This is a genomic window from Achromobacter sp. 46006 (assembly GCF_059761975.1).
In genome coordinates this window covers 39082-59645 of record NZ_JCBANN010000008.1, presented here as the reverse complement: position 1 = coordinate 59645, position 20564 = coordinate 39082, and the positions used below count along the sequence as shown (strand labels likewise).

27 protein-coding genes are annotated in these 20564 nt (G+C 68.5%); 4 read left to right on the top strand and 23 right to left on the bottom strand.

Annotated features, from left to right (window positions below; genetic code table 11):
* The first annotated feature begins 14 nt into the window (after positions 1–14).
* On the top strand, positions 15–584 hold the full coding sequence (locus AC6LKG_RS06785) for a BspR family type III secretion system anti-sigma factor (protein WP_498163627.1): 570 nt from the start codon (positions 15–17) through the stop codon (positions 582–584).
* A 236-nt stretch (positions 585–820) separates the two neighbouring features.
* Positions 821–1387: an RNA polymerase sigma factor gene (locus AC6LKG_RS06780; RefSeq protein ID WP_498163626.1), complete on the top strand. Its 567-nt coding sequence runs from the start codon at positions 821–823 to the stop codon at positions 1385–1387.
* 65 nt (positions 1388–1452) lie between these two features.
* Here the strand turns inward: AC6LKG_RS06780 and sctC are convergent, their stop codons facing one another.
* The 23 genes from sctC to AC6LKG_RS06665 form a co-directional block, all read right to left on the bottom strand.
* Complete coding sequence (gene sctC, locus AC6LKG_RS06775; RefSeq protein WP_498163699.1) at positions 1453–3339, bottom strand: type III secretion system outer membrane ring subunit SctC; 1887 nt, start codon at positions 3337–3339, stop codon at positions 1453–1455.
* 47 nt (positions 3340–3386) lie between these two features.
* Positions 3387–3785: a CesT family type III secretion system chaperone gene (locus AC6LKG_RS06770; RefSeq protein WP_498163625.1), complete on the bottom strand. Its 399-nt coding sequence runs from the start codon at positions 3783–3785 to the stop codon at positions 3387–3389.
* On the bottom strand, positions 3782–4840 hold the full coding sequence (sctU, locus tag AC6LKG_RS06765; RefSeq protein ID WP_498163624.1) for a type III secretion system export apparatus subunit SctU: 1059 nt from the start codon (positions 4838–4840) through the stop codon (positions 3782–3784). The genes AC6LKG_RS06770 and sctU overlap by 4 nt, the downstream gene beginning before the upstream one ends.
* Positions 4837–5637 carry a type III secretion system export apparatus subunit SctT gene (gene sctT, locus AC6LKG_RS06760; RefSeq protein WP_498163623.1) on the bottom strand — a complete coding sequence of 267 codons (801 nt, stop codon included), beginning with the start codon at positions 5635–5637 and terminating at the stop codon, positions 4837–4839. Before sctT ends, sctU begins: the two co-directional genes overlap by 4 nt.
* 15 nt (positions 5638–5652) lie before the next feature.
* Complete coding sequence (sctS, locus tag AC6LKG_RS06755) at positions 5653–5919, bottom strand: type III secretion system export apparatus subunit SctS (RefSeq protein WP_175134469.1); 267 nt, start codon at positions 5917–5919, stop codon at positions 5653–5655.
* Between the two features lie 7 nt (positions 5920–5926).
* A complete protein-coding gene (gene sctR / locus AC6LKG_RS06750) occupies positions 5927–6595 on the bottom strand; it encodes a type III secretion system export apparatus subunit SctR (RefSeq protein WP_498163622.1) in 669 nt (222 codons plus the stop codon).
* Complete coding sequence (gene sctQ / locus AC6LKG_RS06745) at positions 6592–7671, bottom strand: type III secretion system cytoplasmic ring protein SctQ (RefSeq protein WP_498163621.1); 1080 nt, start codon at positions 7669–7671, stop codon at positions 6592–6594. The genes sctR and sctQ overlap by 4 nt, the downstream gene beginning before the upstream one ends.
* A gap of 12 nt (positions 7672–7683) precedes the next feature.
* On the bottom strand, positions 7684–8244 hold the full coding sequence (locus AC6LKG_RS06740; protein WP_498163620.1) for a hypothetical protein: 561 nt from the start codon (positions 8242–8244) through the stop codon (positions 7684–7686).
* Positions 8241–8747 carry a type III secretion protein gene (locus AC6LKG_RS06735; protein WP_498163619.1) on the bottom strand — a complete coding sequence of 169 codons (507 nt, stop codon included), beginning with the start codon at positions 8745–8747 and terminating at the stop codon, positions 8241–8243. Before AC6LKG_RS06735 ends, AC6LKG_RS06740 begins: the two co-directional genes overlap by 4 nt.
* Complete coding sequence (gene sctN / locus AC6LKG_RS06730) at positions 8744–10075, bottom strand: type III secretion system ATPase SctN (RefSeq protein WP_498163618.1); 1332 nt, start codon at positions 10073–10075, stop codon at positions 8744–8746. Before sctN ends, AC6LKG_RS06735 begins: the two co-directional genes overlap by 4 nt.
* A 2-nt stretch (positions 10076–10077) precedes the next feature.
* A complete protein-coding gene (locus AC6LKG_RS06725) occupies positions 10078–10728 on the bottom strand; it encodes an HrpE/YscL family type III secretion apparatus protein (protein WP_498163617.1) in 651 nt (216 codons plus the stop codon).
* The gene (locus tag AC6LKG_RS06720; protein ID WP_498163616.1) at positions 10698–11354 is read right to left on the bottom strand and encodes a SctK family type III secretion system sorting platform protein; all 657 of its coding nucleotides are present in this window, start codon (positions 11352–11354) and stop codon (positions 10698–10700) included. The genes AC6LKG_RS06725 and AC6LKG_RS06720 overlap by 31 nt, the downstream gene beginning before the upstream one ends.
* A 2-nt stretch (positions 11355–11356) precedes the next feature.
* The gene (sctJ, locus tag AC6LKG_RS06715; protein ID WP_498163615.1) at positions 11357–12199 is read right to left on the bottom strand and encodes a type III secretion system inner membrane ring lipoprotein SctJ; all 843 of its coding nucleotides are present in this window, start codon (positions 12197–12199) and stop codon (positions 11357–11359) included.
* Positions 12199–12615, bottom strand: a complete 417-nt coding sequence (gene sctI, locus AC6LKG_RS06710; protein ID WP_498163614.1) for a type III secretion system inner rod subunit SctI — start codon at positions 12613–12615, stop codon at positions 12199–12201. The genes sctJ and sctI overlap by 1 nt, the downstream gene beginning before the upstream one ends.
* Before the next feature lie 7 nt (positions 12616–12622).
* Positions 12623–13087: a tetratricopeptide repeat protein gene (locus AC6LKG_RS06705; RefSeq protein ID WP_498163613.1), complete on the bottom strand. Its 465-nt coding sequence runs from the start codon at positions 13085–13087 to the stop codon at positions 12623–12625.
* Between the two features lie 12 nt (positions 13088–13099).
* Positions 13100–13579, bottom strand: coding sequence for a SycD/LcrH family type III secretion system chaperone (locus tag AC6LKG_RS06700; protein ID WP_498163612.1), 480 nt, complete (start codon positions 13577–13579; stop codon positions 13100–13102).
* Positions 13580–13605: 26 nt separating this feature from the next.
* Positions 13606–14886 (bottom strand): type III secretion system translocon subunit SseC family protein, encoded by a 1281-nt coding sequence (gene sctE / locus AC6LKG_RS06695; RefSeq protein WP_498163611.1) that lies wholly within the window; start codon positions 14884–14886, stop codon positions 13606–13608.
* A gap of 22 nt (positions 14887–14908) precedes the next feature.
* A complete protein-coding gene (sctB, locus tag AC6LKG_RS06690; protein WP_498163610.1) occupies positions 14909–15730 on the bottom strand; it encodes a type III secretion system translocon subunit SctB in 822 nt (273 codons plus the stop codon).
* A gap of 1 nt (position 15731) precedes the next feature.
* Positions 15732–16235 (bottom strand): SycD/LcrH family type III secretion system chaperone, encoded by a 504-nt coding sequence (locus AC6LKG_RS06685; protein WP_498163609.1) that lies wholly within the window; start codon positions 16233–16235, stop codon positions 15732–15734.
* Positions 16236–16257: 22 nt separating this feature from the next.
* Complete coding sequence (locus AC6LKG_RS06680; protein WP_498163608.1) at positions 16258–16569, bottom strand: hypothetical protein; 312 nt, start codon at positions 16567–16569, stop codon at positions 16258–16260.
* Positions 16570–16610: 41 nt separating this feature from the next.
* Positions 16611–17207, bottom strand: a complete 597-nt coding sequence (locus AC6LKG_RS06675) for a hypothetical protein (RefSeq protein ID WP_498163607.1) — start codon at positions 17205–17207, stop codon at positions 16611–16613.
* A gap of 84 nt (positions 17208–17291) precedes the next feature.
* Positions 17292–18095: a hypothetical protein gene (locus AC6LKG_RS06670; protein ID WP_498163606.1), complete on the bottom strand. Its 804-nt coding sequence runs from the start codon at positions 18093–18095 to the stop codon at positions 17292–17294.
* A 21-nt stretch (positions 18096–18116) separates the two neighbouring features.
* Positions 18117–18842: a hypothetical protein gene (locus tag AC6LKG_RS06665; RefSeq protein ID WP_498163605.1), complete on the bottom strand. Its 726-nt coding sequence runs from the start codon at positions 18840–18842 to the stop codon at positions 18117–18119.
* Positions 18843–19070: 228 nt separating this feature from the next.
* Here AC6LKG_RS06665 and sctW point away from each other — a divergent pair, with 228 nt between their 5' ends.
* Together sctW and AC6LKG_RS06655 are read left to right on the top strand one after the other, a co-directional pair.
* Positions 19071–20171: a type III secretion system gatekeeper subunit SctW gene (gene sctW / locus AC6LKG_RS06660; protein WP_498163604.1), complete on the top strand. Its 1101-nt coding sequence runs from the start codon at positions 19071–19073 to the stop codon at positions 20169–20171.
* On the top strand, positions 20168–20548 hold the full coding sequence (locus AC6LKG_RS06655) for a type III secretion system chaperone family protein (protein WP_498163603.1): 381 nt from the start codon (positions 20168–20170) through the stop codon (positions 20546–20548). The genes sctW and AC6LKG_RS06655 overlap by 4 nt, the downstream gene beginning before the upstream one ends.
* Positions 20549–20564 lie beyond the last annotated feature (16 nt).

Here is a 20564-nt window from a genome sequence, read left to right as displayed (position 1 = left end):
GATTTATTGGCTGCATGACAATTTCATCGGTTACCCCATCCTCGCCGTTCGTCTCTCTCGAAGCCTTCGCCAAGGCGGCGCAGAGCGGCCAGGACGTCTATGTCGACATCGCCGGCGAAAAGCTGCAGGTCCTGGGCATCGGAACCACGCCCGGCGGCCGCAGCGTGGCGTGGGTGGCGCCCAATGTCGACACCACCAGCCTGTTCGCGCAGGCGCTGGCCCACAGCTATGGCCAGGGCATCGCCAGCGCGGTGTCGCGCGAACTGGGGCTGGAGCCCAACCCCGGCAAGCCGCTGGCCGCCCGCAGCGTCGCGCAGGCGCTGGACATGGCGCAGACCTCGCGCGATGCGCTCTCCGGCGTCGACTTCCTGACCCGGCTGGCGGTATCGGCCAGCGCCGACACCCCGGCCTTCCAGCAAGCCTGTCGCGACGCGGGCGTGGCCCCCGCCAGCCTGGATGCCGGCCGCCGCGATGCGCTCGACCAGGCCATGCAGGCCCGCTTCGACCAGGCCACCCAGACAGGGCAGAGCCCGGTCTCGCTGGCGACCGCGGCCGCCTGGCTGCGCGAGCAACTGTCCCGCTGACACCACCCGCGGTATTCCGCCCTTCGGAATATCGCCGCCACTGATTACTTGTTTTTACATTTCTGACGGAAAAAACCCTACTTTTGCCTCAATATTTCGATTTTCGAAATATTGTGACACCGGTAAGCTGCGATAATTCGCCGCAGACCGGTAGTAACTTGTAGCTGAATACACGTTTCTTTTCCCAATCCATGACCCATTCCAGCGACTGCACAGCCGCTTCCGCGGAGACGGATTTGCCGCCCGTTCGCGCAGACGACGAGGGGCGGGGTTGGGACACGGATGAACAATACCTGCTGCGCGACCTGGTGCGGGAACACTCCACCCGATTGCAGCGCTTCATCATCAAGCACATTGGCAACACCACCGAGGCCGAAGACCTGGCGCAACAGGCCTTTGTCGAAGCGGCCCGCTCATACCGCAGCTTCCGTGGTGAATCGCAACTGTCCTCCTGGCTCTACGGTATCGCGCTGAACCTGGTGCGCAACTACCTCTCGCGCGCGCCTGAACGCCGCCACGATTTCGTCAGCGACAGCATGCTGGCCGAGCATGCCGCCAGCGATCTGCCCCCCGATCGCGTGCTGGAACAGAACCAGACCCTGGCACTGCTGCAGGAATCGCTGGACGAACTGCCTGAAAACATGCGCGACATCCTGCTCATGGTCGGCATCGACGAAATCTCGTACGAAGACGCCGCCGCGCTGCTGACGGTGCCGGTAGGCACCGTGCGCAGCCGCCTGTCGCGCGCCCGCGCGGCCTTGCGCGACAAGCTGGCCCAGAAAGGGCTGCGGCTCGACGACTGAGCCGCCTCCGGGGCGTGCGTCCCAGGACGCCGCCGCCCCCCCCCCCGCAACGCCAAGCGCGCCCGCTAGGGCGCCCTGCCCGTCCCCGGCGCCGCCACCGGCTCGACCTGGATCACCGGCCCTTGTTGCGCGCTGGACTTGCCTTCCAGCAGTGGCGCCGCGCCGGGCGTGCCGTCGAGCCACTCGGAGGCGCGCACCGGTCCGTTGCTGCGGCGCAATTCGACATTCGGCCCGAACACGATGCGGGTCCGCTGGCTTTGCGCCAGGTCGAGATACTGCCCCGCTGTCATGCGGCCGTCGCCGCCCCAGGTGGCATTGAGCATGGGGCCGGTGCCGGACACGCCGGGCGTGGCCACCACTTCGCCATTGATCGCCACGACCTTCGGCCGGATCAGGAACAGGCGCTCGCGCCGCTGCACGGTCTTGGACTTGTTCGAAAACAGCAAGCCCAGGCCCGGGATGTCGCCCAGGATCGGCACCTTGTCGACCTGCTCGGAATTCTGGCTGCTGTTATAGCCGCCGATCAGCAGGGTCTGGTCGTTGCCGACGATGGCCAGGGTGCTGATGTTGCTCTTGCGCACCGTGGGCAGGTTGTCGATCTGGCGTTCCTCCTGGATGCGGCCGTCCTCGATATCGACCGTCAGCTCGACGCGGGCGCCGTCCTTCGATTCAATGTAGCGCGGCGTCACGCGCAGCGACGTGCCGACGGTCACCGGCGTCACCGTCGCCACGCGCTCGCCGCGGGTCTGGATGTAGAAGGTGTCCGACAGATCGATCATCGCGCCGAGGTTGTCGGCGGTCAGGATCGACGGCTGCGACAGGATGTTGGCCTGGCCCTTGGTCTGCAGGGCACGCAGGCGCGCCGCGAGCGTATTGCCGACGCTCACGCCAATGGTGCCGGGCGACAGCGCGGCGCCGCTTTCCAGCGGCAGCCCGCCGCTCGGGCCGAGGCCCAGGTTGCCATAGCCGAACGTGGTCGAACCGGCGCGCGCGCCCCAGGTCACGCCCAGTTCGCTGACCAGGTCCGAATTCACATCCACGATCATGGCCTCGATCTCGACCAGCGTGCTGGGCAGGTCGAGCTGCTCGATCAGGCTGCGGTAGATGGGGATGCGGTCGGGGATGTCCTGCACGATGATGGCGTTCAGGCGCGCATCGGCCTGCACCGTGGGCTCGCGCAGGCGCAGCCCGGATTTGCCGGTGGCCGCGGGCGCTGGCGATTGGCCGCCAGTCTGCGCGGCCGCGCCATCGCCGCCGCCGGCCTGCGGAAAGGCCGGCGGATTGTCGCGCAGCGGCGCCGCGATCGCGGCCAGGGTTTCATTGTTGGCGCCACCGCCTCCGCCAGTGATCAGGTTGCGCAGCACGGTCGACAGGCCCGGCGTCACCACCTTCTGGTCGCGATAGCTGATGGTGCGGTCGTTGACCGAGGCATGCTTGAGCCGGAACACCGCCACCTGCTGGCCGCCAGCCCCCATCGGCAAGGCGGCCACGGTGCGTTCGACCAGGTCGACGTAGCCGGGCGGGCCGGACACCAGCGCGATGCCCTGATCGGGCAGCTCGCCCCAACCGAAGCGCGGGTCCAGCACCCCGAGCTGTTGCAAGGCCTGGCGTAGCGCGCTGATGGAACTGCCCATGGCGCTGACCGAGCGCGTCTTCATGTCGTTGGTGCGGCTGACGAACAGCGTGCCGGCATAGACGAACCAGTTGAAGCCGTACACGCCGCCCAGCCGGTCCATGAACTCGGTCGGCGAATTGGCATTGAACTTGCCATTGACGGTGCCATTGACGTTGGGCCCGAGTTGCAGCGACAGGCTGAAGCCCCCGGCGAATTCACGCAACAGCGTCTGCAGGTTCTCGTCGCGGGCATAGTAGCTATAGGGCACGTTCGGCCAGTTCGGCGCGGACTGCGCGCCGGCCGCCAGGCCCAGCGACAACGCGGTCGCCAGAATCATCCGCTTCAACACTTTCTCTCCTCGGGTCACATACCCGTAACGCGTAGTCATGCCAGCCGCCGCACGGCGCCGGCCCAAAAGGACAGCGCATTGGCAAAAGCCCCCACGGCCTCGTCCAGCGCCAGATCGCCGCTGTCCGGCGGCAACGCCTGCTGCAGCCACAGGGCCCGGTCCTGCGGGTCCACCACGCAGCAGGCAGCGTGCCGCGCCAACATGCCGGCGGCCAGCTTGCCGGCCTCGGTCACCAGGATGTCGCGCTCGGCGTCCCCGGCCGGCAGCGGACACAGGCGTGCGCTCATGGCCAGCCAGCCATCGCGCGCCGGCTGCAGGTGCACGCGATAGACCTGGTCGATCACCACGGTAAGGCGGCCATCGGCGCGGGCCGAGGGCGGCAGGCCGTGGCGTGCCGCATAGGCGGAGATCAGGGGATGCTGGGGTGCATTCATGTCGGGTCTTCCGGATTGCCGGCCAGCTTCCTGACCAGCCGCAGGACTTCGGCGACCGGCTCGATCAGCTCGCTGGGAATGTATTGATCGGGTTGCGCGGACGCCATCAGCGCCCGCGCCAGGGGAATGTTCTGCATCACCGGCACGCCGGCCTCGCGCGCCGCGGCCATCATCTGCTCGGCCAGCGCGCCCTCGCCCTTGGCCAGCACCACCGGCAGCGGCGTCTCGTCGGGCTCGTAATAGATCGCCACCGCCAGGTGGGTGGGATTGGTCACCAGCACCGATGCCTTGCGCGTGCTGGCGACCGCGCCGTGCATCACCATCTCCTGGTGCAGGTGCTTGCGCTTGTGCTTGATGTGGGGATCGCCCTCCATCTCCTTGAATTCCTGCTTGATGTCTTCCTTGCTCATCATCAGCCCCTTGCGGTATTGCATGCGCTGCCAGACGAAATCGGCCAGGGAAATCACCACGTAGGCCACCGCGATATTGACGATCAGGGTGCGCATCATGCCGCCCACGCCCGCCTCCAGGCCGGCCAGCCCGCTGTGCGGCACCGCCATCAATTCCGGCAGCGCATCGCGCACCACCAGCGTCACCAGCACCGACAGGAAGGCGATCTTGATGATGGACTTGAGCAGCTCCACCAGGTTCTTCTTGGAGAAGATGTTCTTCAGATTGCTCATCACATTGAGCTTCTTGGCGGATGGCTTGAGCTTCTCGAACGCCAGCACCACCCCCACCTGCAGGAATTCGGAGAACATGCCGATCACCAGCACGATCAGCACGAACGGCAGCACCAGGTAGACGGCTTCGCGCAACGCCGCCTCCAGCGCCACCGGCAGCGCCTCTTCGAACGGCTGGCCCACCAGCGTCGACGGAATCAGGATCAGGCGCCCCAGGGCCTCGACGATGCCATGGGCGTTGCCCAGCATGTAGCCGAACAGCGCCAGCACCAGCAGCGTCTGGGTGAAGTCCTTGCTGTGCGCGACGTCGCCCTTCTGGCGCGCTTCGCGCAGCTTCTTCTGGGTTGGCTGTTCGGTCTTTTCGCCGCTCATGGCGCCCGCCATTGGTTGTCCAGGAACGGCAGGGCCGTGCTGATCTGGCCGGTGGCCTCGGCGGCGTATTCGAACAGCGTGCTCATGTACAGCACCATGACAAGCAGCGCCAGCGCGCTCTTGATCGGCATCGCCAGGAAGAACACCTGCAACTGCGGCGCGAAGCGGCTGACCAGCGCCAGCCCCACCTCGGCCAGGAACATCGAGATGATGGCCGGCGCGGCGAACAGCAGCGTCAGCCGCAGAAAACGGCCCAACTGGTCCAGCATCAGCGGCACGCTTTCACGGCGCAGCGTCGGCGCCCAGTCCCACAGGTCCCACAGCCGGAAGCTGTCGTACAGCATGGTCAACATCAGCATGAAGCCGCCGCCCACCAGGAAGAACACCATGAAGGCCTGGTTGAACAGGATGCCCAGCGGCGACGAGTCGTTGCCGGTGGCCGGGTTGATGGTGGCGCCCAGACTGGCGCCGCGCTGGTTGTCGACCACGAAGCCCACCGCCTCGAAGATCCAGAACGGGATCGCCACGAGGAAACCCATCACCAGGCCGATGAAGACCTCCTTGGCCACCAGCAGCACCAGCTCGACCGCGCCCAGGTCGATCACGGCGTAGCGCGGTGCCAGCGCCGGCACCAGCACCAGGCCGATGGCGGCGCACAAGGCGTAGCGCAGCATGCCGGGCAGCAACTGGCGGTTGAACAGGGGCAGCATCGCGCACAGCGCCAGGATACGCGGCTGTGTCAGCGCCAGCGTCCCCAGGAAGACTTTGGCTTCGGCGTAGGTGATGCCCGAGATCATGATGGCCGGCCGCTCCTAGTGGATCTTGTAGAAGAGGTCGAACACGGAAATCGTGAAGTTGTACAGCTCGGCGCTGAGCCAGCGCGCCGTCAGCATGATGGTGGCGAACACCGCGATCAGCTTGATGGCGAACGAAAGCGTCTGCTCCTGGATCTGCGTCAGTGCCTGGAACAGCGAAAACAGCGTGCCCACGATCGCCGCCACGGCGATCGGCGGCAGCGACAGCCACAGCACCAGGTAGAGCGCCTGGGTCATGTAGGAGACGAGGTCGACGGTTCCCATGGCGGCCTCAGGTGTAGGACAGCACCAGGCCCTGGATCAGCCGCGTCCAGCCGTCGACCATGACGAACAGGAACAGCTTCAGGGGCATGGAGATCGTGACCGGCGACACCATCATCATGCCCATCGCCAGCAGGATGTTGGAAACGATCAGGTCGATGATGACGAACGGCAGGTACAGCAGAAAACCGATCTGGAACGCCGCGGTCAGTTCAGACAACAGGAACGACGGAATCAGCACCAGCAGGTCGTCTTCCTTCAGGTTGCGGGCCTGCTGCTCGCCCCACAGGCCGCGCGCGGTGCGCAGGAAGAAGTCGCGCTGCTCGGCGCGGCTGTTCTTGAGCATGAAGGCGCGCATCGGCTCGGCGCCGCGCGTCACCGCGTCGAGGATGCCTTCGAGCCGGTCCGGCTCGGGCGCGCCCGGCGCCACCACCGCGGGCGGCGCGCGCAGCTCGTCGCCGATCTGCATCACCACCGGCCCCATGACGTAGGCCGACAGGATCAGCGCCAGCCCGTACAAGGCCATGTTGGGCGGCACCTGCTGCACACCCAGGGCATTGCGCACCAGCGTCAGCACCACGGCGATCTTCAGGAACGAAGTGGTCATGACCGCCGCCAGCGGCACCAGCGCCAGCAGCGCCAGGACGACCGCCAGGCTGATCGGATCCGCGCCGTTCATGCGCCAGCCTTGCCGAGGCGATGCAGCGTGACGCCGATGCGGCCATCGATCTCGACCAGTTCGCCGCTGCCCACCAGCGCGCCGTTGGCGCGCACCAGCACCGGCCCATCCGCCAGCGGCCGCGCCAGGTCGAAGGTCTCGCCGGGCTGCAACTGGCGCAGTTCGCCCAGGGTGATCTGGCGCTCGCCCAGTTCAAAAGTCAGTCGGACGGGAATGGCGTCGATATCGAGCGGCGTCTGGTCGCCCGCATCGGCGTCCAGCGGCGGTTGCGGCGTCTCGGTCATGAGGGAGGTCCAGCCTTGGGTAACGAGGTATGAGGAATCCTGGCGGCGCACGCGCAGCCCCTGGCCGCCGGCGCCGAGCCACAACTCGCCGTCGGGCGAGATCAGGCAATGGTCGAGGAACACGGTGTCGCGCGGCGCCAGGCTGCGCAACTCGGCCGCGCCCAGATGGGTCCAGCCCAGGCAGGCTGCCAGGCGCACCGGCACGTCGTCGGCGTCGATATCGTTGGCCGTCGGCGCGGCACGGCCGACCAGGCCGGCCAGCAGCATCAGGCCCAGGCCATCGGCCGCCAGCGTGGCGTAGACCGTGTCGCCGCTGACGGGATGCCGCGCCGCGAGCGTCCAGTCATGCGGCAGCGCCGGCGCCGGGGTGTCGCGGCCGACCACCCGCAGCGGGCCGCCGGGCGATGCTTCGCCCAGCCCCGCGACCACCTCGGCCAGCAAGGTCTCGATGGCGGCCGACGCCAGGGGCGGCGGTAGCTCGCCTGCGTCCAGGTCCGGCAGCCTCGCCGCCAACCAGGCCGTGGCGGCGCTGGCCGGCAGGCCCAGGCGCAGTCGCGCGCCGGCCCATTCAAGATCGGCCGAGAGCGTGGCCGACTGCCGCACGGCGTCCGGCACGCCGGGCGTGAAACCCAGGCGCCAGCGCATCGGCTCGGCATCGCTGCCGGCCAGGGGCGCCAGCGTGACCGCCAGGTCGGCGCCATGGCGGGCGATCAGCGAGCGCGCGCGGGCTTCGTTGCCGGACAGGCGCGGCAACGGCAGCGCAACAGGGGAAGATGATGTACTTGCGGTCATGGGTTCCAGGAATCAACGGCGCGGCGCGTCGGCGTCGGTCTCCGCCAGGCAGGGGTCTTCCGGGTCATCGGTGCCGACACGCACGCGCGTCGCCCGGCCCAGGCTCTCGGCCAATTGCTCGGCCAGCGGCCGCGCCAAACTGGCCAGGCGTTCACGCGATGGCTCGCTGGCGCAGGTGAAGTCGGCAACGACGCGGCCTTCGGCCTCGTAAACCGACACGCTGACTCCGGGCAGCACCTCATCCTTCAACTCCACCCGCACCTGACGCCGGCCCTGGCTGCCATCGGCCACCAGCAACTGCTCGGCGCTGCCGAGCAGGGCGTCGGCCAATGCCTGCGGCGGCGCGTCGGCGGGTTGGGCGGCCTCGGCACGGCCGGCGCCGAACAGTGAAAACGGCGAGGGCGTGGCAGGCACATCGGACGGCGCGGCTTCGCCGCCTTGTCCCATGGCCTGCTCGAACGCGCGCCGGTCGGCATCGCTGGCCTGGCGGCCAGGCGCCTGGCCGTCCGATTGGGCCAGCCCCGAACCCTGGGCAATGGCGGTGTCCAGGCCGATGCGTCGGTCTATGCTCATGCCGGTTCGAACTCCTCGTGCTCTTCCCAGTCCTCGCGATCGCGCGACAGCGAGGCGGCCTCTTCCATTTCCATATCTTCCTTGTGCTCCAGCGCCTTCAAGTGCTCAGCCAGATGGATGCTGGCCAGTTCCACGAACTTGCCGGTCAGGCGCACCGCCTGCTGGTGCTGATCGCGGCGCTCGGCCAGCGCCTGGGCTTCATCGCGCAGGCGCTGCGCGGCCTGCTCCAGCGCCTGTTCGCGCTGGCGCTCGCCTTCGCGCAGGCCGGCCACGCCCTGCAGCACGCCTTCGATCTCGCGCACCCGCACCACGCGGCTGCACAGGTCGCGGTACATGGCGCGCTCGCGCCGCTCGGATTCGTCGCGGAAATCCGCCAGCGCCTGCTCGGATGCCTGGCGCGCGGCCTCGGCCTCGGCGTGGCGCTGGCGCTGGCGCGATACCGCGAGTTCGGCCTGGCCTTCGCGAAAGCGCTTGATGGCGAGCAACTCGTCGAACACGCTCATGCCGCCCCCACGATGCCGCTCATCTGCGCCAGCGCCTCGGGCAGCGTGGCGCGTTCGTCGGTGCGCTGCCGCAGGAACTGGTTGATGGCGCCGATCTTGTCGATGGCCTCGTCGGTCACCGCGTCGCCGCCGCGCTTGTACTCGCCGATCTTCACCAGCAGCTCGACTTCCTGGTACTTGGCCATCAGTTCGCGCAGGCGGCCGGCGGCGCGCTTGTGCTCGGGCGTGATGACCGCGTTCATGACGCGGCTGGCCGAGGCCAGCACATCGATGGCGGGGTAATGGTTGGCCGCGCCCAGCTTGCGCGACAGCACGATATGGCCATCCAGGATGGAGCGGGTTTCGTCGGCGATGGGCTCGGTCATGTCGTCTCCCTCCACCAGCACGGTGTACAGCGCGGTGATGGAGCCGTGCTCGTTCATACCGGCGCGTTCCATCAGCTTGGGCAGCGTGGCGAACACCGACGGCGGATAGCCGCGGCGGGTCGGCGGCTCGCCGGCGGCCAGGCCGATCTCGCGCTGGGCGCGGGCGAAGCGCGTCACCGAGTCCATCAGGAACAGCACGCGCTTGCCCTGGTCGCGGAAATACTCGGCGATGGCCGTGGCCACATAGGCGGCCTTGGCCCGCTCCATCGACGACTTGTCGCTGGTGGCGCAGACGATCACGCTCTTGCGCCGGCCCTCGCGGCCCAGCTCGTGTTCCAGGAATTCGCGCACCTCGCGGCCGCGCTCGCCGATCAGCGCGACTACCGTCACGTCCACCGCCGCGCCCTTGACCAACATGCCCATCAGCGTCGACTTGCCGCCGCCGGCGGCGGCGAAGATGCCCATGCGCTGCCCTTCACCGCAGGTCAGCACGCTGTCCAGCGCGCGCACGCCCAATTCCAGCGGCTGCGAGATAATGCGGCGCTTGAGCGGGTCGGGCGCCTCGGCGAACACGGGATAGAACTTGCTGGCCTCCAGCGGCCCCAGCTCGGCCTCGTCCAGCGGCCGGCCCAGGCCGTCCAGCACGCGGCCCAGCAGGCCCGGCCCGACCGGCACCATGTGGGCGCGGCCGGTGGGGATGACCTCGGTGGCGGTGGAAATGCCGTACATGTCGCCGATCGGCGTGAGCAGCGCGGCATCGCGGGCAAAGCCCACCACCTCGCCCTTCATCTCGAAGTTCTCGCCGGGGTTGCGCAGGATGCAGACCTCGCCCACCTTCACCGACGGCACCACGGCCTTGATGATGGTGCCGATCACCTGCGTGACGCGGCCCTTGATGCGCAGCGTCGGCGTGTCCTGCAGCGCCAGCTCCATCATCTCGGAGATGTAGTCGAACTGGCGCATCGCTAGACCCGGCTGCCCAGGGTGCGCTGGAACGCCTGGCGCAAGGCCTGGATCTGCCCTTCCAGGCTGGCTTCGACCATGCCGATCTCGCTTTCCAGGATGCAGGCGCCGCGCGCCAGCCGGCCGTCGGCCAGGATGTCCAGGTAGCCCACGCCCGGATAGGCGGCCAGCAGGTCGTTGATCTGCTCGCGTACGGTGTCGACTTCGGCCGGGTTCAAACGCAGCGTCATCTGCTTCTGGTTGCGCACCACGGCCAGGGCATTGCGCACCACCACCATGACCTTCTCGCGGTCATCGAAACCATCGACCACCTTGCGCACCGCCGACATCACCAGCTCGACCATCTCGTTCTCGACGCCGGCGAAATACTCGACCGTGCGGCCCACCGTCTCGATCATCTTCTCGGCCTGGTCGAGCAGCGCCGCTTCGTGGCCTTCGTCGTAGCCACGCTGGCGCTCGGCCTCGAACGCCGCCTGGGCGCCAGCGACGATGGCGTCGGCCTGCGCCTGCGCCCGCGCCAGCAACTGACCGGCATCGGCCCAGGCCGCCGTCTCGGCGGCCCGCAGTATGCGCGCGGCGGGGTCGATGCGCCCGGAGCCGCCGGCGTCCGCGGCGCGCGGCATCAACGGATCGCGGGGAATGAGGAAAGCCATAGGGGATCCGTTTGCTTGAGCAGGGACAAGCCCAGCGACAGTGCCCGTGCCGCCGGCAGCGGCGCGGGCGCCGCGGGCAGGTCGGGCAGTTTCAGTTCGGCCCGCTGGGCCAGCTCGGGGCCGCCATCGCTCAGGGCCGAGCGCAGCACGCCCAGGCCCAGGGCATCGACCGCCGCGGCCGTGTCCTCCAGCGACCAGGCGGCGCTCTCCGCCAAGCCCTCATGCAGGCCGGCGGCCGTGCGGCGGGTGAAATCCAGCAGGTCGGCGCCGAAGCGGTCGATCAGCGTCCGCACCTCGTCGCCAGCGATGACACGGCGCAGCCGCGGGCCGCACAGCACCGCGCCAAGCTGGCGCGCACAGCGCGCCAACGCGTCCGGCGCCAGCAGCGCCAGTGCCAGCTCGGCCCGGGTCGTATCGATGACCGGACGCCGCCACAGGCCCAGCGTCTCCAGGATGTCGCGCGACCAATGCCGGTGCCAGGCCGGCGCCAGCGTGGGCGCCGCCGCGATCACGGCCAGCGCGGCCGGCGGCGCATGGCGTGCGTGGCGGCTTGGGTGCAGGGTGCGGCTGGGCAGTTGGTTGAATCCAACCAGCCTGCGATCCAGCACGGCCGAAGCGTGAATCATCTTCAACGCGCCTCGGCCACGGGCTCGCGGCGCTCGGGACGGGCGCGGCCAGGCATTCCATGGCGCCACAGCAGGTAGCCCAGGGCGGCGGCCAGGGCCAGCACCAGCAGGATCAACCCCGCCAGCCAGGCCAGCAATGTTGCCGACGAATCCGCGCCGACCTCGATGCCCAGCACCTGGCGCGTGGCCTGGGCGGCCGGGGCCGAGGCCGCCGGCTGCGCCGACACCAGGGCGATCGAGACCCTGTCTTCCGTCAACCCCGGAATCGCGTGCGTCACCAGCTTGCGGATCTGCGGTTGCAGCGCGTCCAGGTTGTAGCCCATCTGGTGCTTGATGAAGACCGCGGCGGTCGATGGCGTGGTGTTCTCACCCACGCCGCCGCGCTCGGGCAACACCACGTGCACCCTCGCAGCCAACACGCCGTCCATCTGCGACAGCGTGTTGGTCAGCTCCTGCGACAGCGCGTAGATGTAGCGGGCGCGCTCTTCCAGCGGCGAAGACACCAGCCCTTCCTTGCGGAAGATCTGCCCCATGCCATCGAAGCGTTCACGCGGCAGGCCGCGGGCCCGCAGGATGTCGAGCGCGCGCGCCACCTGCGGGCCGTCCACCGACACCGCCACGCCGGTCTTGGTGGTGGCCTTCTGCGCGGCAATGCCCGCATCCAGCAGCACCGACAAGACCTCGTTGGCCTCGCTTTCGCTGGCCGCCGAGAACAGTTCCACACGCGAACCGCACGCGGCCAGCAACAACGCCAGGCCCAGCAGCAGCCAGCGCAGGCGCGACAGCGCTCCGGCCGGGCCGCCCACACGCGCGGCGGGACAAGACAGGGTTGGAACGGCGTGCATTAGGACATCCTGACAAGCGAATCGACGTTCTGCGTGGTGCGCGAGACCGCCTTGCCGACCAGCTCGTACTGCACCGACACCTGCACCAGGTCGGCCTGCAACCGCAGCATGTCGGCGATGGCCGGCGCGGACGACATGGCATCGAGACGGCCGGCGATGTTCTGCCACTTCTCCGAATACTCTGTGGTGGTGCTGCGCAGGCTGGCCAGGATCTGGTTGCCAAGCGTGGCGGGCGCGGCGTCGGCCGCCGGCGTGAAGGCCGATTGCAAAGCGGCCTGTAGGCCGGTGAGCGCGGGCGGGCCGGCCTCGGGCGCGGCCATTAATTGGGCGAAGCGTTCCGTGACCAGCTCGGACGGCGTGGCCTTGACCGTGTCCAGCACGGGCGCCATTGCGGCGGAAAGCGCGGTGATCTCCATGATTATCCTAGGGCGTGTTCACACTGATAGCGTCGTCATTCATTTCGTTTGGCAAGCCCAGCAGCGAACGCGCCAGCGCGACGCCCTCGGCACCCTCGCCGCCTTGCGCGCAGGCTTGCAGCAGGCGCGTGCTTTCGGCGCTGCGGCCGGCCAGTTGCAGCGCCAGTCCGCGCCAGGCCGCCAGCAGCCCGCGTTCGGCCACCGCGCTGGTCTCGCCCTGCTCCAGCAGGCGCACCGCTTCATCCGCCCGGCCCGCGTTCAAGCGCGCCACCGCCAGACCCAGCCAAGGGTAGGCGCGGCCCGGCCGCAAGGCGCGCAACGCCTGGAAAATGGCATCGGCATGCGCCACGTCGCCGCGGCCGGCGGCCAGGAAGCCCACTTCGGCAAGGATGCGCGCGTCGTCTGCCTCAAGGACAAAAGCCGTCTCATCCGAGACGGCCGTTGCCGAGCCTGCTGCCACCCTATCGGTCATGGCATCCCCGCTTCAAGGCAGGGCTCCCTTGTCGAGCAGCGCCAGCAGGCTGGCCGCGCGGGCCCCGGCTGGTGCATATGCGTCATCGTCCCGCGCCGCGGCCACCACCAGCCGCAAGGACTCGCGCGCCGCCTCGATCTGCTCCAGCGCCAATTGGCATTCGGCCACGCGCAGCGTGGCCTCCGGCGCCAACGGAAACAGCACGCCGATCAGCGAATGGATCCGGATCGCTTCTTCATAGCGTGCCTGCATCTGCAGGCACAGCGCCAGCCCGGCCAGGTAATGCTTGCGGGTCGGGCCGTACTGCGACAGGAAGGCAAACAGCGGCAGCGCCTGGGCATACTGCGCCTGCGCCACATGCGCATAGGCCATGGCGTAAATCACTTCGAGCTGGTCGGCGGTGAGCCGCTGGCTGCCGGGCAAGGCCGCCAGGCCGTCATACAGTTGCTGCCCGAAGGCGCTGCGCGAGATCGCGGGTGAGGATTGGGACACTGGGTTCGCTCCGATATTGATGCCACTCAGACCATGGCGCGCTTGCCGATATTGGCGGTGACCTGGCTCATGCTGTCGGCCGCCGCATTGATCATCTTGCTGACCATCTGCAGCGATTCGTCCATGGCCTGCATCACGCTCTTGATCCTCTCGCGGTCTTCCTCCATCGAGGCCTGCAGCTTGACCAGCAGGGCTTCGAGCGCCTTCTTGTCGGCCAGCACCTTGTCGGCCGCTTCCTGCGCCTGCGCCGACTTGATGGTCTCGGCGCCGGTGATGACCTGGCCGGTGCCCTTGGCCACCGCAGCCGCGCCCGATGCCACCTGGCCGGCGGTCTTGACTGTATCGGCCACGCTGCGCGCGGTCTGCGAACCGACGTTGGCGGCCGCGTTGGCGCCGGCCGACACGGCCCCCGCGCCAAACGAGGCAACCGCCATCACCACCCCGACCGTAATCGTCGCCGCCAGGCCGACCGCCATGGCGATGTAGCCCGCGGTCTGCGGATCGGCCCCTGCAACCACCGCGATGGCGCCGGCCATCTTGCCCAGCGCGCCGGGCTCGATCAGGACCGCGCCCGTCATCAGCATGGACGCGCCGGCCACGATGTTGCCGATCTTCTCGGCCAGTTCCGGCTCGACGCCGAAGGCCTGCAACAACTTGCTCACGGCCTGGGTGATCAGATTGCTGATGCTGATCTCGGGGCCACCGCACTCGGCCGATATCTGGTTCGCCAGCAGGCTGACCGCGCCCGCCACCGCGATCGCCGCCAGCGTCACCATGACCGGACCGGCGGCCCCCCCCGTGACGGCCGTGGCCGCCACCGCCGCCACCACCATCAGCGCTGCCGCGATCGCGGCCACGATGGCGCCGATCCAGCCGAATATCTTGCCCAGGATGCCGCCTTTCTCGGCCTCCTTGCTCTTCTGGATCCACTCATCGACCTTGCGCGCCTGCTCTTCGTTGTTCTTGGCCTGCTCGATGCGGTTGTTCTCGATGTTTTCCTTGGCGGAGCGCAATTGCGCGTCCTGCGTCTTGCCCTGCAGGGCGCGCAGCAGATCCACCATTTCAGCGGCCGAGAACTCGCGGCTCGGCGGGGCGATGGCGGGCTTGCCATTGGCATTGGTGACGCCGTCGCCGCCGCTGCGCGCCTGCGCCACGCTCGACGCCCACTGCGAGGCCAGGGCGGCCAGGTCCAGGCCGCTGGCGGCGCGCAGCGCGGCTTCGGCCGCCGCGCCCGCGGCAAGGCCCGCGCCGGACGGCTCCAGTGCCGGCGTCAGCCCGGCGTTGCCGGTGGAAGGACGGATGTCCATGATCTTGGCTCCCCTGGCGGAATCAGAGATTGCGGGCAATGCCGCGGTTGGTTTCGCTGCGGCTCTGCTCGATCGCGCCGAGCTTGTCGCGGACATCGCGGATGACGTCCATCATCTGCTGCATCATGTCGTTGGCGTGCTGCGCCCCCGATTCCGCGACCTTGGCATCGGCCTCCAGCCGCGAGCGCTCCGCGTCGGCCAGACCCGCCTTCTGGTCATAGGCCGCCTGGACAATGCCGCCCACCCCGCCGGTCATGCCGCTCAGCCCCTGACCGATCCCGGCGGAATTGGTGGCAAAGCCATCCAGCCTGGCCTGCGTCACGGTCTGCTGCGCCGTCAACGGGCTGGACGTGGTGGTCATACGGGCCGAAGCCCCCGTGGCGGCCACGCCCGCGGCGCCAATGCCGGCCTGCATGACGCCGCCGACGATCTGGCTGATACCCTGCGCCAGCGCGCCCTTGAAGCGTTCTTCGGCCGCTTCCTTGATCTTGTCGGCGGCGGCCAGCAGCGACTGCGTTTGCGCATCCAGGGATGCGGCGCGATCGGCGCGGGCCGCGTTGCGCTGCTCCTGCGAGACCTTCTGCAACAGGGCCATCACCGCGTACATGTCGGTATCGGCATTGGCCATCAGCTTGTTCAGCGCCTCGGCCGCGCCCGCGGTGTCCCCCGGCGCCGGCGGCGGCAGCCCCAGCGCCGCCAGCTTGTCGGCGGCGCCGCCCTTGCCGACGAACTGGGTGGCATCCAGCGAGGTGTAGCCGGGGGTCGTCGCCTGCGCGGCGTCCGCGCCGGCCAGCGGATCGAGCAGCGCCGGATTGATGGCGCCCGGGTTGTTGACGTTGATCATCTCAATTCTCCTTGGCGCCACGCGCCGCCAGCAGATCGCGCAGGCCCCGCGCGCGCTCGGCCAGCGCGGCATGGCGATCGGTCTTGCACATCGCCAGCGCCAGGTCGCACGACTGCAGGGCGGCGTCGGGTTGCCCCATTTCCAGCAGGCATTGGGCCGCGTGGAACACGGGTGCCGGCTCCAGCGGGTCGAGCAGCGTGGCGGCCATGTACTGCTGCAGCGCCTCGGCATGCTTGCCCATGGCCTGGGCCGTGGCGCCCAGCGCCACCAGGTAGCGATGCTCGGTGTGGTCCAGCGTCACCAGGTAGGCCAGCACCTTGAGCGCATCGGCATAGCGCCCTTTTTCATACAGGCCGTAGCCCAGGGCGTAGAGCGCCTCGCACTCGTCAGCGGTCATGCCTTTGAGCTGGCCCAGGCTGCCGCCCCGGGCCATCTGGTCCACGATCTGGTCATGCAGCGCTGCGTACTCCGCGCCGGTCATCGGCGCCTGGGCGGCGGTATTCATGGCGGGCTCCCGGACCACAAGTTCAGACCATCGTGCGCGGACGCTTGACCGGGGCGCCTGGCGCCCGCGGCGTGCTGCGCTGGCGCGCATAGGCGGCTTCCTGCTCGACTTCGCGGTCGACCGCCTCCATGTCCTGGCGGAACAGCGCCTCGGCTTCCTCGCGCTGGCGATCGTCCATCGGCTGCGCCTGGAGCGTGGCGCGAACCTTGTCCGGATCCAGCCCGAGCTTGCGCAGGCTGTCGTCGGAGGCCTCGATGGAGCGTTGGGCGTCGCGCACGGCGGCTTCGGCGCGTTCGATGAGGTCCTGGATGTTCTGGTCTTGGGTGTCGGCCATTGCCGTTCTCCGGATTGCGGGCGAGGGGGAAGGAGGCAGGATCAGCGCATGTTGCCGATGATCGACGAGCGGCTGTCCTGCATCTTCTTGATGAAATTGGTCATGGTGTCGAAGGCCTCGTTGCGCTTGTTCGACAGGCTTTGCAGGCGCAGCATGTCCATCTGCTGGCTGTTGCTGGCGGAATCGAGCTTGCTCTTGAGGTCGGGAATGGCCTTTTCCAACCCTTCGCGGGTCGGCATGCCGGTCACGGTGGCGCCAATGACGTTGCCGGCGGCGTCCTTGATCGGGGTGGCCGACACCGGCGCCGGGTCCATGCCCAGCTTGAACGCCTGGGTGGCGTATTCGGTGGCCAGCGTCTTGTTGGTGGGCGTGCCGGCGCCTTCGCTGACCTTGTCGCCCGGCTTGGCGTCCTTGGAGTCGAGCGTGCCTTTCATGCCGTTGAGCTTGGCCTGCATGTCGTTCAGCGCGCCGGTCAGCTCGTTGCGCTTCTGCACTTCCTCGATCTGGCTCTTGAGCTGGCTGTCCAACAGCTTGGTGCGCTCGGTCTGCACCATCATCAGGGCGGTCTCGATGTCCATGCCGGAAATATCCGTCATGTTGATGGCGCCGATGCCGGCGGGGTTCATGTTCACGCTCATGAGAGAAGCTCCTGGTCCGGGAGGATCGTCCGGGTTCGAGGTTGCGGTTGACCGACTATGCAGCGTAAGTAACGGAACCCGGCTTCAGGTTCCACGAATCTTCTCGGAAATCGCCATCCGGCTGTCCTGCATCTTCCTGACGTAGTTGCTCAGCATGTCGGCGGACTCGTTGCGGCGGTTCATCAGGGCCTGCAGCCGCAGCATCTGGTCCTGCTGCAGGCTCGAAGCCTCGTCGATGGCGCCCTGCACCCGCGTCACGGCCTTGCGCAACTCGCCGTACTCCGAGTCGTAGCGGATGCCGCCCGGGCAGCGATTAAGGGTTTGCCCGGGGTAGTCCGGGGTCATGAAGCCATCGCGCCCCGCCATCTGGTCGACCAGTCGCGCGGCCAGCAGATGGCCGCCCAGGTCGCCCTTGTCGCGCCAATTCGCCAACTGATCGGCCTGGGCGGCAGGCAGGTAGGCGCGCGCGAAGTCCTTCATGTCGCCCATGTGGCCGAACAGGCGCCAGGTGTTGCTGTCCGCGGCGAAGCCCAGGTTGATGCCGGCCTCGGCAGCCGCCCGATTGATGCGGTCGGCCAGCGCGAAGCTCCAGCCGCCGCTGGCGTCGTCCCATTCCTTGTCGTACTTCGCGCCCGCGTTGAACTGCGCCTGCACCGCCTTCAGGCCGGCCTGCACCGTGTTGAGCAGCTCCAGGCGGCGGTTGAGCGCGCGCAATTCCTGGATCTGCGTCTCGACCTGCTTGTCCAGCAGGCGCCCGCGCTCGCCCTGCACGCTGAGCATGGCGGTCTCCTGGTCGGCGCCCACCAGGTCGGCGCCGCGCACGCCGCTGGAACTCTCCAGCCCCACGCCCCCCAGGCTGGGCTGGCTGCCGCTGACAGGTCCGGCCATCATCCGCCCCTGTTTATGCCATCAACGCATGTTGCCAATGATGGACGACCGGCTTTCCTGCATCTTCTTGATGAAGTTGGTCATCACATCGAAGGCCTCGTTGCGCTTGCCGGTCAGGCCCTGCAGCCGCAGCATTTCCATCTGCTGGGTATTGCTCAGGTTGTCGAGCGAACTCTTGATTTCGGTGACCGCCTGCTTGTTGGCCTCGATGGTCTTGCCGTTGTTGGCAACCTGGGCCTCGAGCGCCGAAATCTTGGCGCTGAGCTGGTCGACGAAGCCCTGCACCACCCGCCCCTTCGCGTCCATGGTGCCGTTGCGGTCGACGTCACGGGGCGCGTCGTCGCCGGTCGGAATCGTCAGTCCCGCGGCCTTGATCTGGTCGAGCGTGGCATGCGATAGCGCCTTGTCGTCGCCCTGCCCCCAGGACAAGCCGTACCAGCCCTCGGGATTCGGACACTTGCTCGCCGACAGGCGCCCCTGCAGATCCTTGAGCTGGTCGATCTGTCCCTGCAGCGCCACGCTGGACGACTCCAGCTTCAGGTTCTCGGCGTTCTTCGCGTTCATGGACTCGTTCAGGCCCGCCATCTGCGCATTGCGGCCATTGACCGAATCCAGTTGCTGGCGCAGTGCGTCCTCGAGCAATTGCGAACGCTGGGTCTGCACCGTCATCAGCGCGGTCTCCAGATCCATGCTCGACAGGTCCATGCCCGCCACACTGCCCACGCCCACTCCGGAAACCGTAGCCATTCCTTTCTCCTTGATCGGCCGCCGGCACCGCAGCACGGCGCCTGGTCAGCACGGGGTTAACCCTGAAATTCGGTGCGGGCGCATCCGGGTTCCGGGGAATCCGCGGCCTGCCCGTGTACGTAACCGGCGACGGGCCTTGGTTCCATGCAAGGGGAATGGAACTTTCCCCGCCCATCCGTTACTACCCCTGACCGTGCGCGGCTGCCAGCCGCCCTTTCCCGCGCCCCCATGAACCGTATCGACGCCGGCCTGCCCGCCTCCGCCTTCTCGTCCACGACCTCGCATGCCGACCCTCAGCACGGCCAGCAGCAGGTCGGCACGATGCTGGGCCAGGCCGCCGTGGCGGTCGATGGCGAGGTCTCGCTGGTCGATTCCGCCGAGGAACTCAGCCTGCACATGGCCGAGAAAACCGAGGACAAGCACCACGCCGAGCGCAAGATCGGCCGCGAAGCGCCGCTGCAACTGCTCAGCACCGAAGCCATCGTGGCCTACCTGGCCGAATCGCACGACGCCGACGCCCAGGAAAAACTGATCGAGCTGGCGCGTCATCTGCTGGCCGGCCGCGCCGATCCGCGCCAGGCCGCCGCCCAGGCATTCGGCGACCCGGCCCGGCAATACCTCGGCCTGCAATACGCGCTGCGCCAGGGCGAACGCGAGGGCGCGTCCGAAGCGGTGCTCGACGGCCTGCGCGAAGCGCTGGCCGACCTGGAACTGGAAAGCGGGCCTCAGATCCGCGCCAGCCTGAACACCGTCGGCGCGGCCGCAGGCTACGCCGACGACGCCCAGGGCGTGGCGGATTTCCAGCGCACTTACCAGGACGTGGTGCTGGGCGAAAACTCGCTGGCCAAGACCCTGTCGCTGGCGCTGGAACGCTTCGGCGGCCAGGATGTGGCGCGCGGCCTGCAACAGCTTATCCAGGCGCTGGGCCTGGACCTGGCCGCGGCGCGCCCTTCTACCAGCCCCGACCGGTTGCAGGCCCTGATGCAGGACCTGTACCAACTGGGCGTGGCGGTCACCGTGCTGGACGGCTGCGGCGAACTCGGCGAAAAAATGGCGCGCGAACACGGCAAGCCCCTGGCGGCCGAGCGGCTGATGCAGGATCTGATCAACATCAGCAACGAAAAGTGGCTGTCGGAATCGCGCTTCACCGCCCTGGCGGGCTCGCATGGCGCCGACTCGGTAGCCGCGCGCATCGCCTTCCTCGGCGGCGTGCGCGCGGTGCTCAAGGACCTGCCGTTGCCGATGTTCCCCGACGTGGATGCCCGCCAGTCGGCCCTGGGCGCGGCGCAACTGGCCCTGGACGCGGCCATCGACGAGGAATACGAATGAACAGCCTGGATCGCGCCGTCGGCGCCTTCGGCGAAAGCATCGGCCTGGAACACCTGGCCCTGGGGCCGCGCGGCAACCTGGCGCTGCAACTGGACTCGGGCCGCCGGGTCGCCATCGAGACGGCTGGGAGCGAAGTGCTGGTCTATGTCTCGGACCCGGTGCCCTACGACGCCGCGCCACGCCTGCTGCGGGCCTGGCGGCGCGCGCACCACGCGCGCCTGGACGGCCCCCCGGTGCAGGCCGCCCTGCGCGAACAGGACGGTATCCCCCGCCTGCTGGCCCTGACCCGCCTGCCCCTCGCCCACAGCGACGCGCCCGCGCTGCGGCAGGCGGTCGAGCGGCTGGCGCGCTGGCTCGACGATACCCGCACCGACTGAACCTGGCGACGGAGAC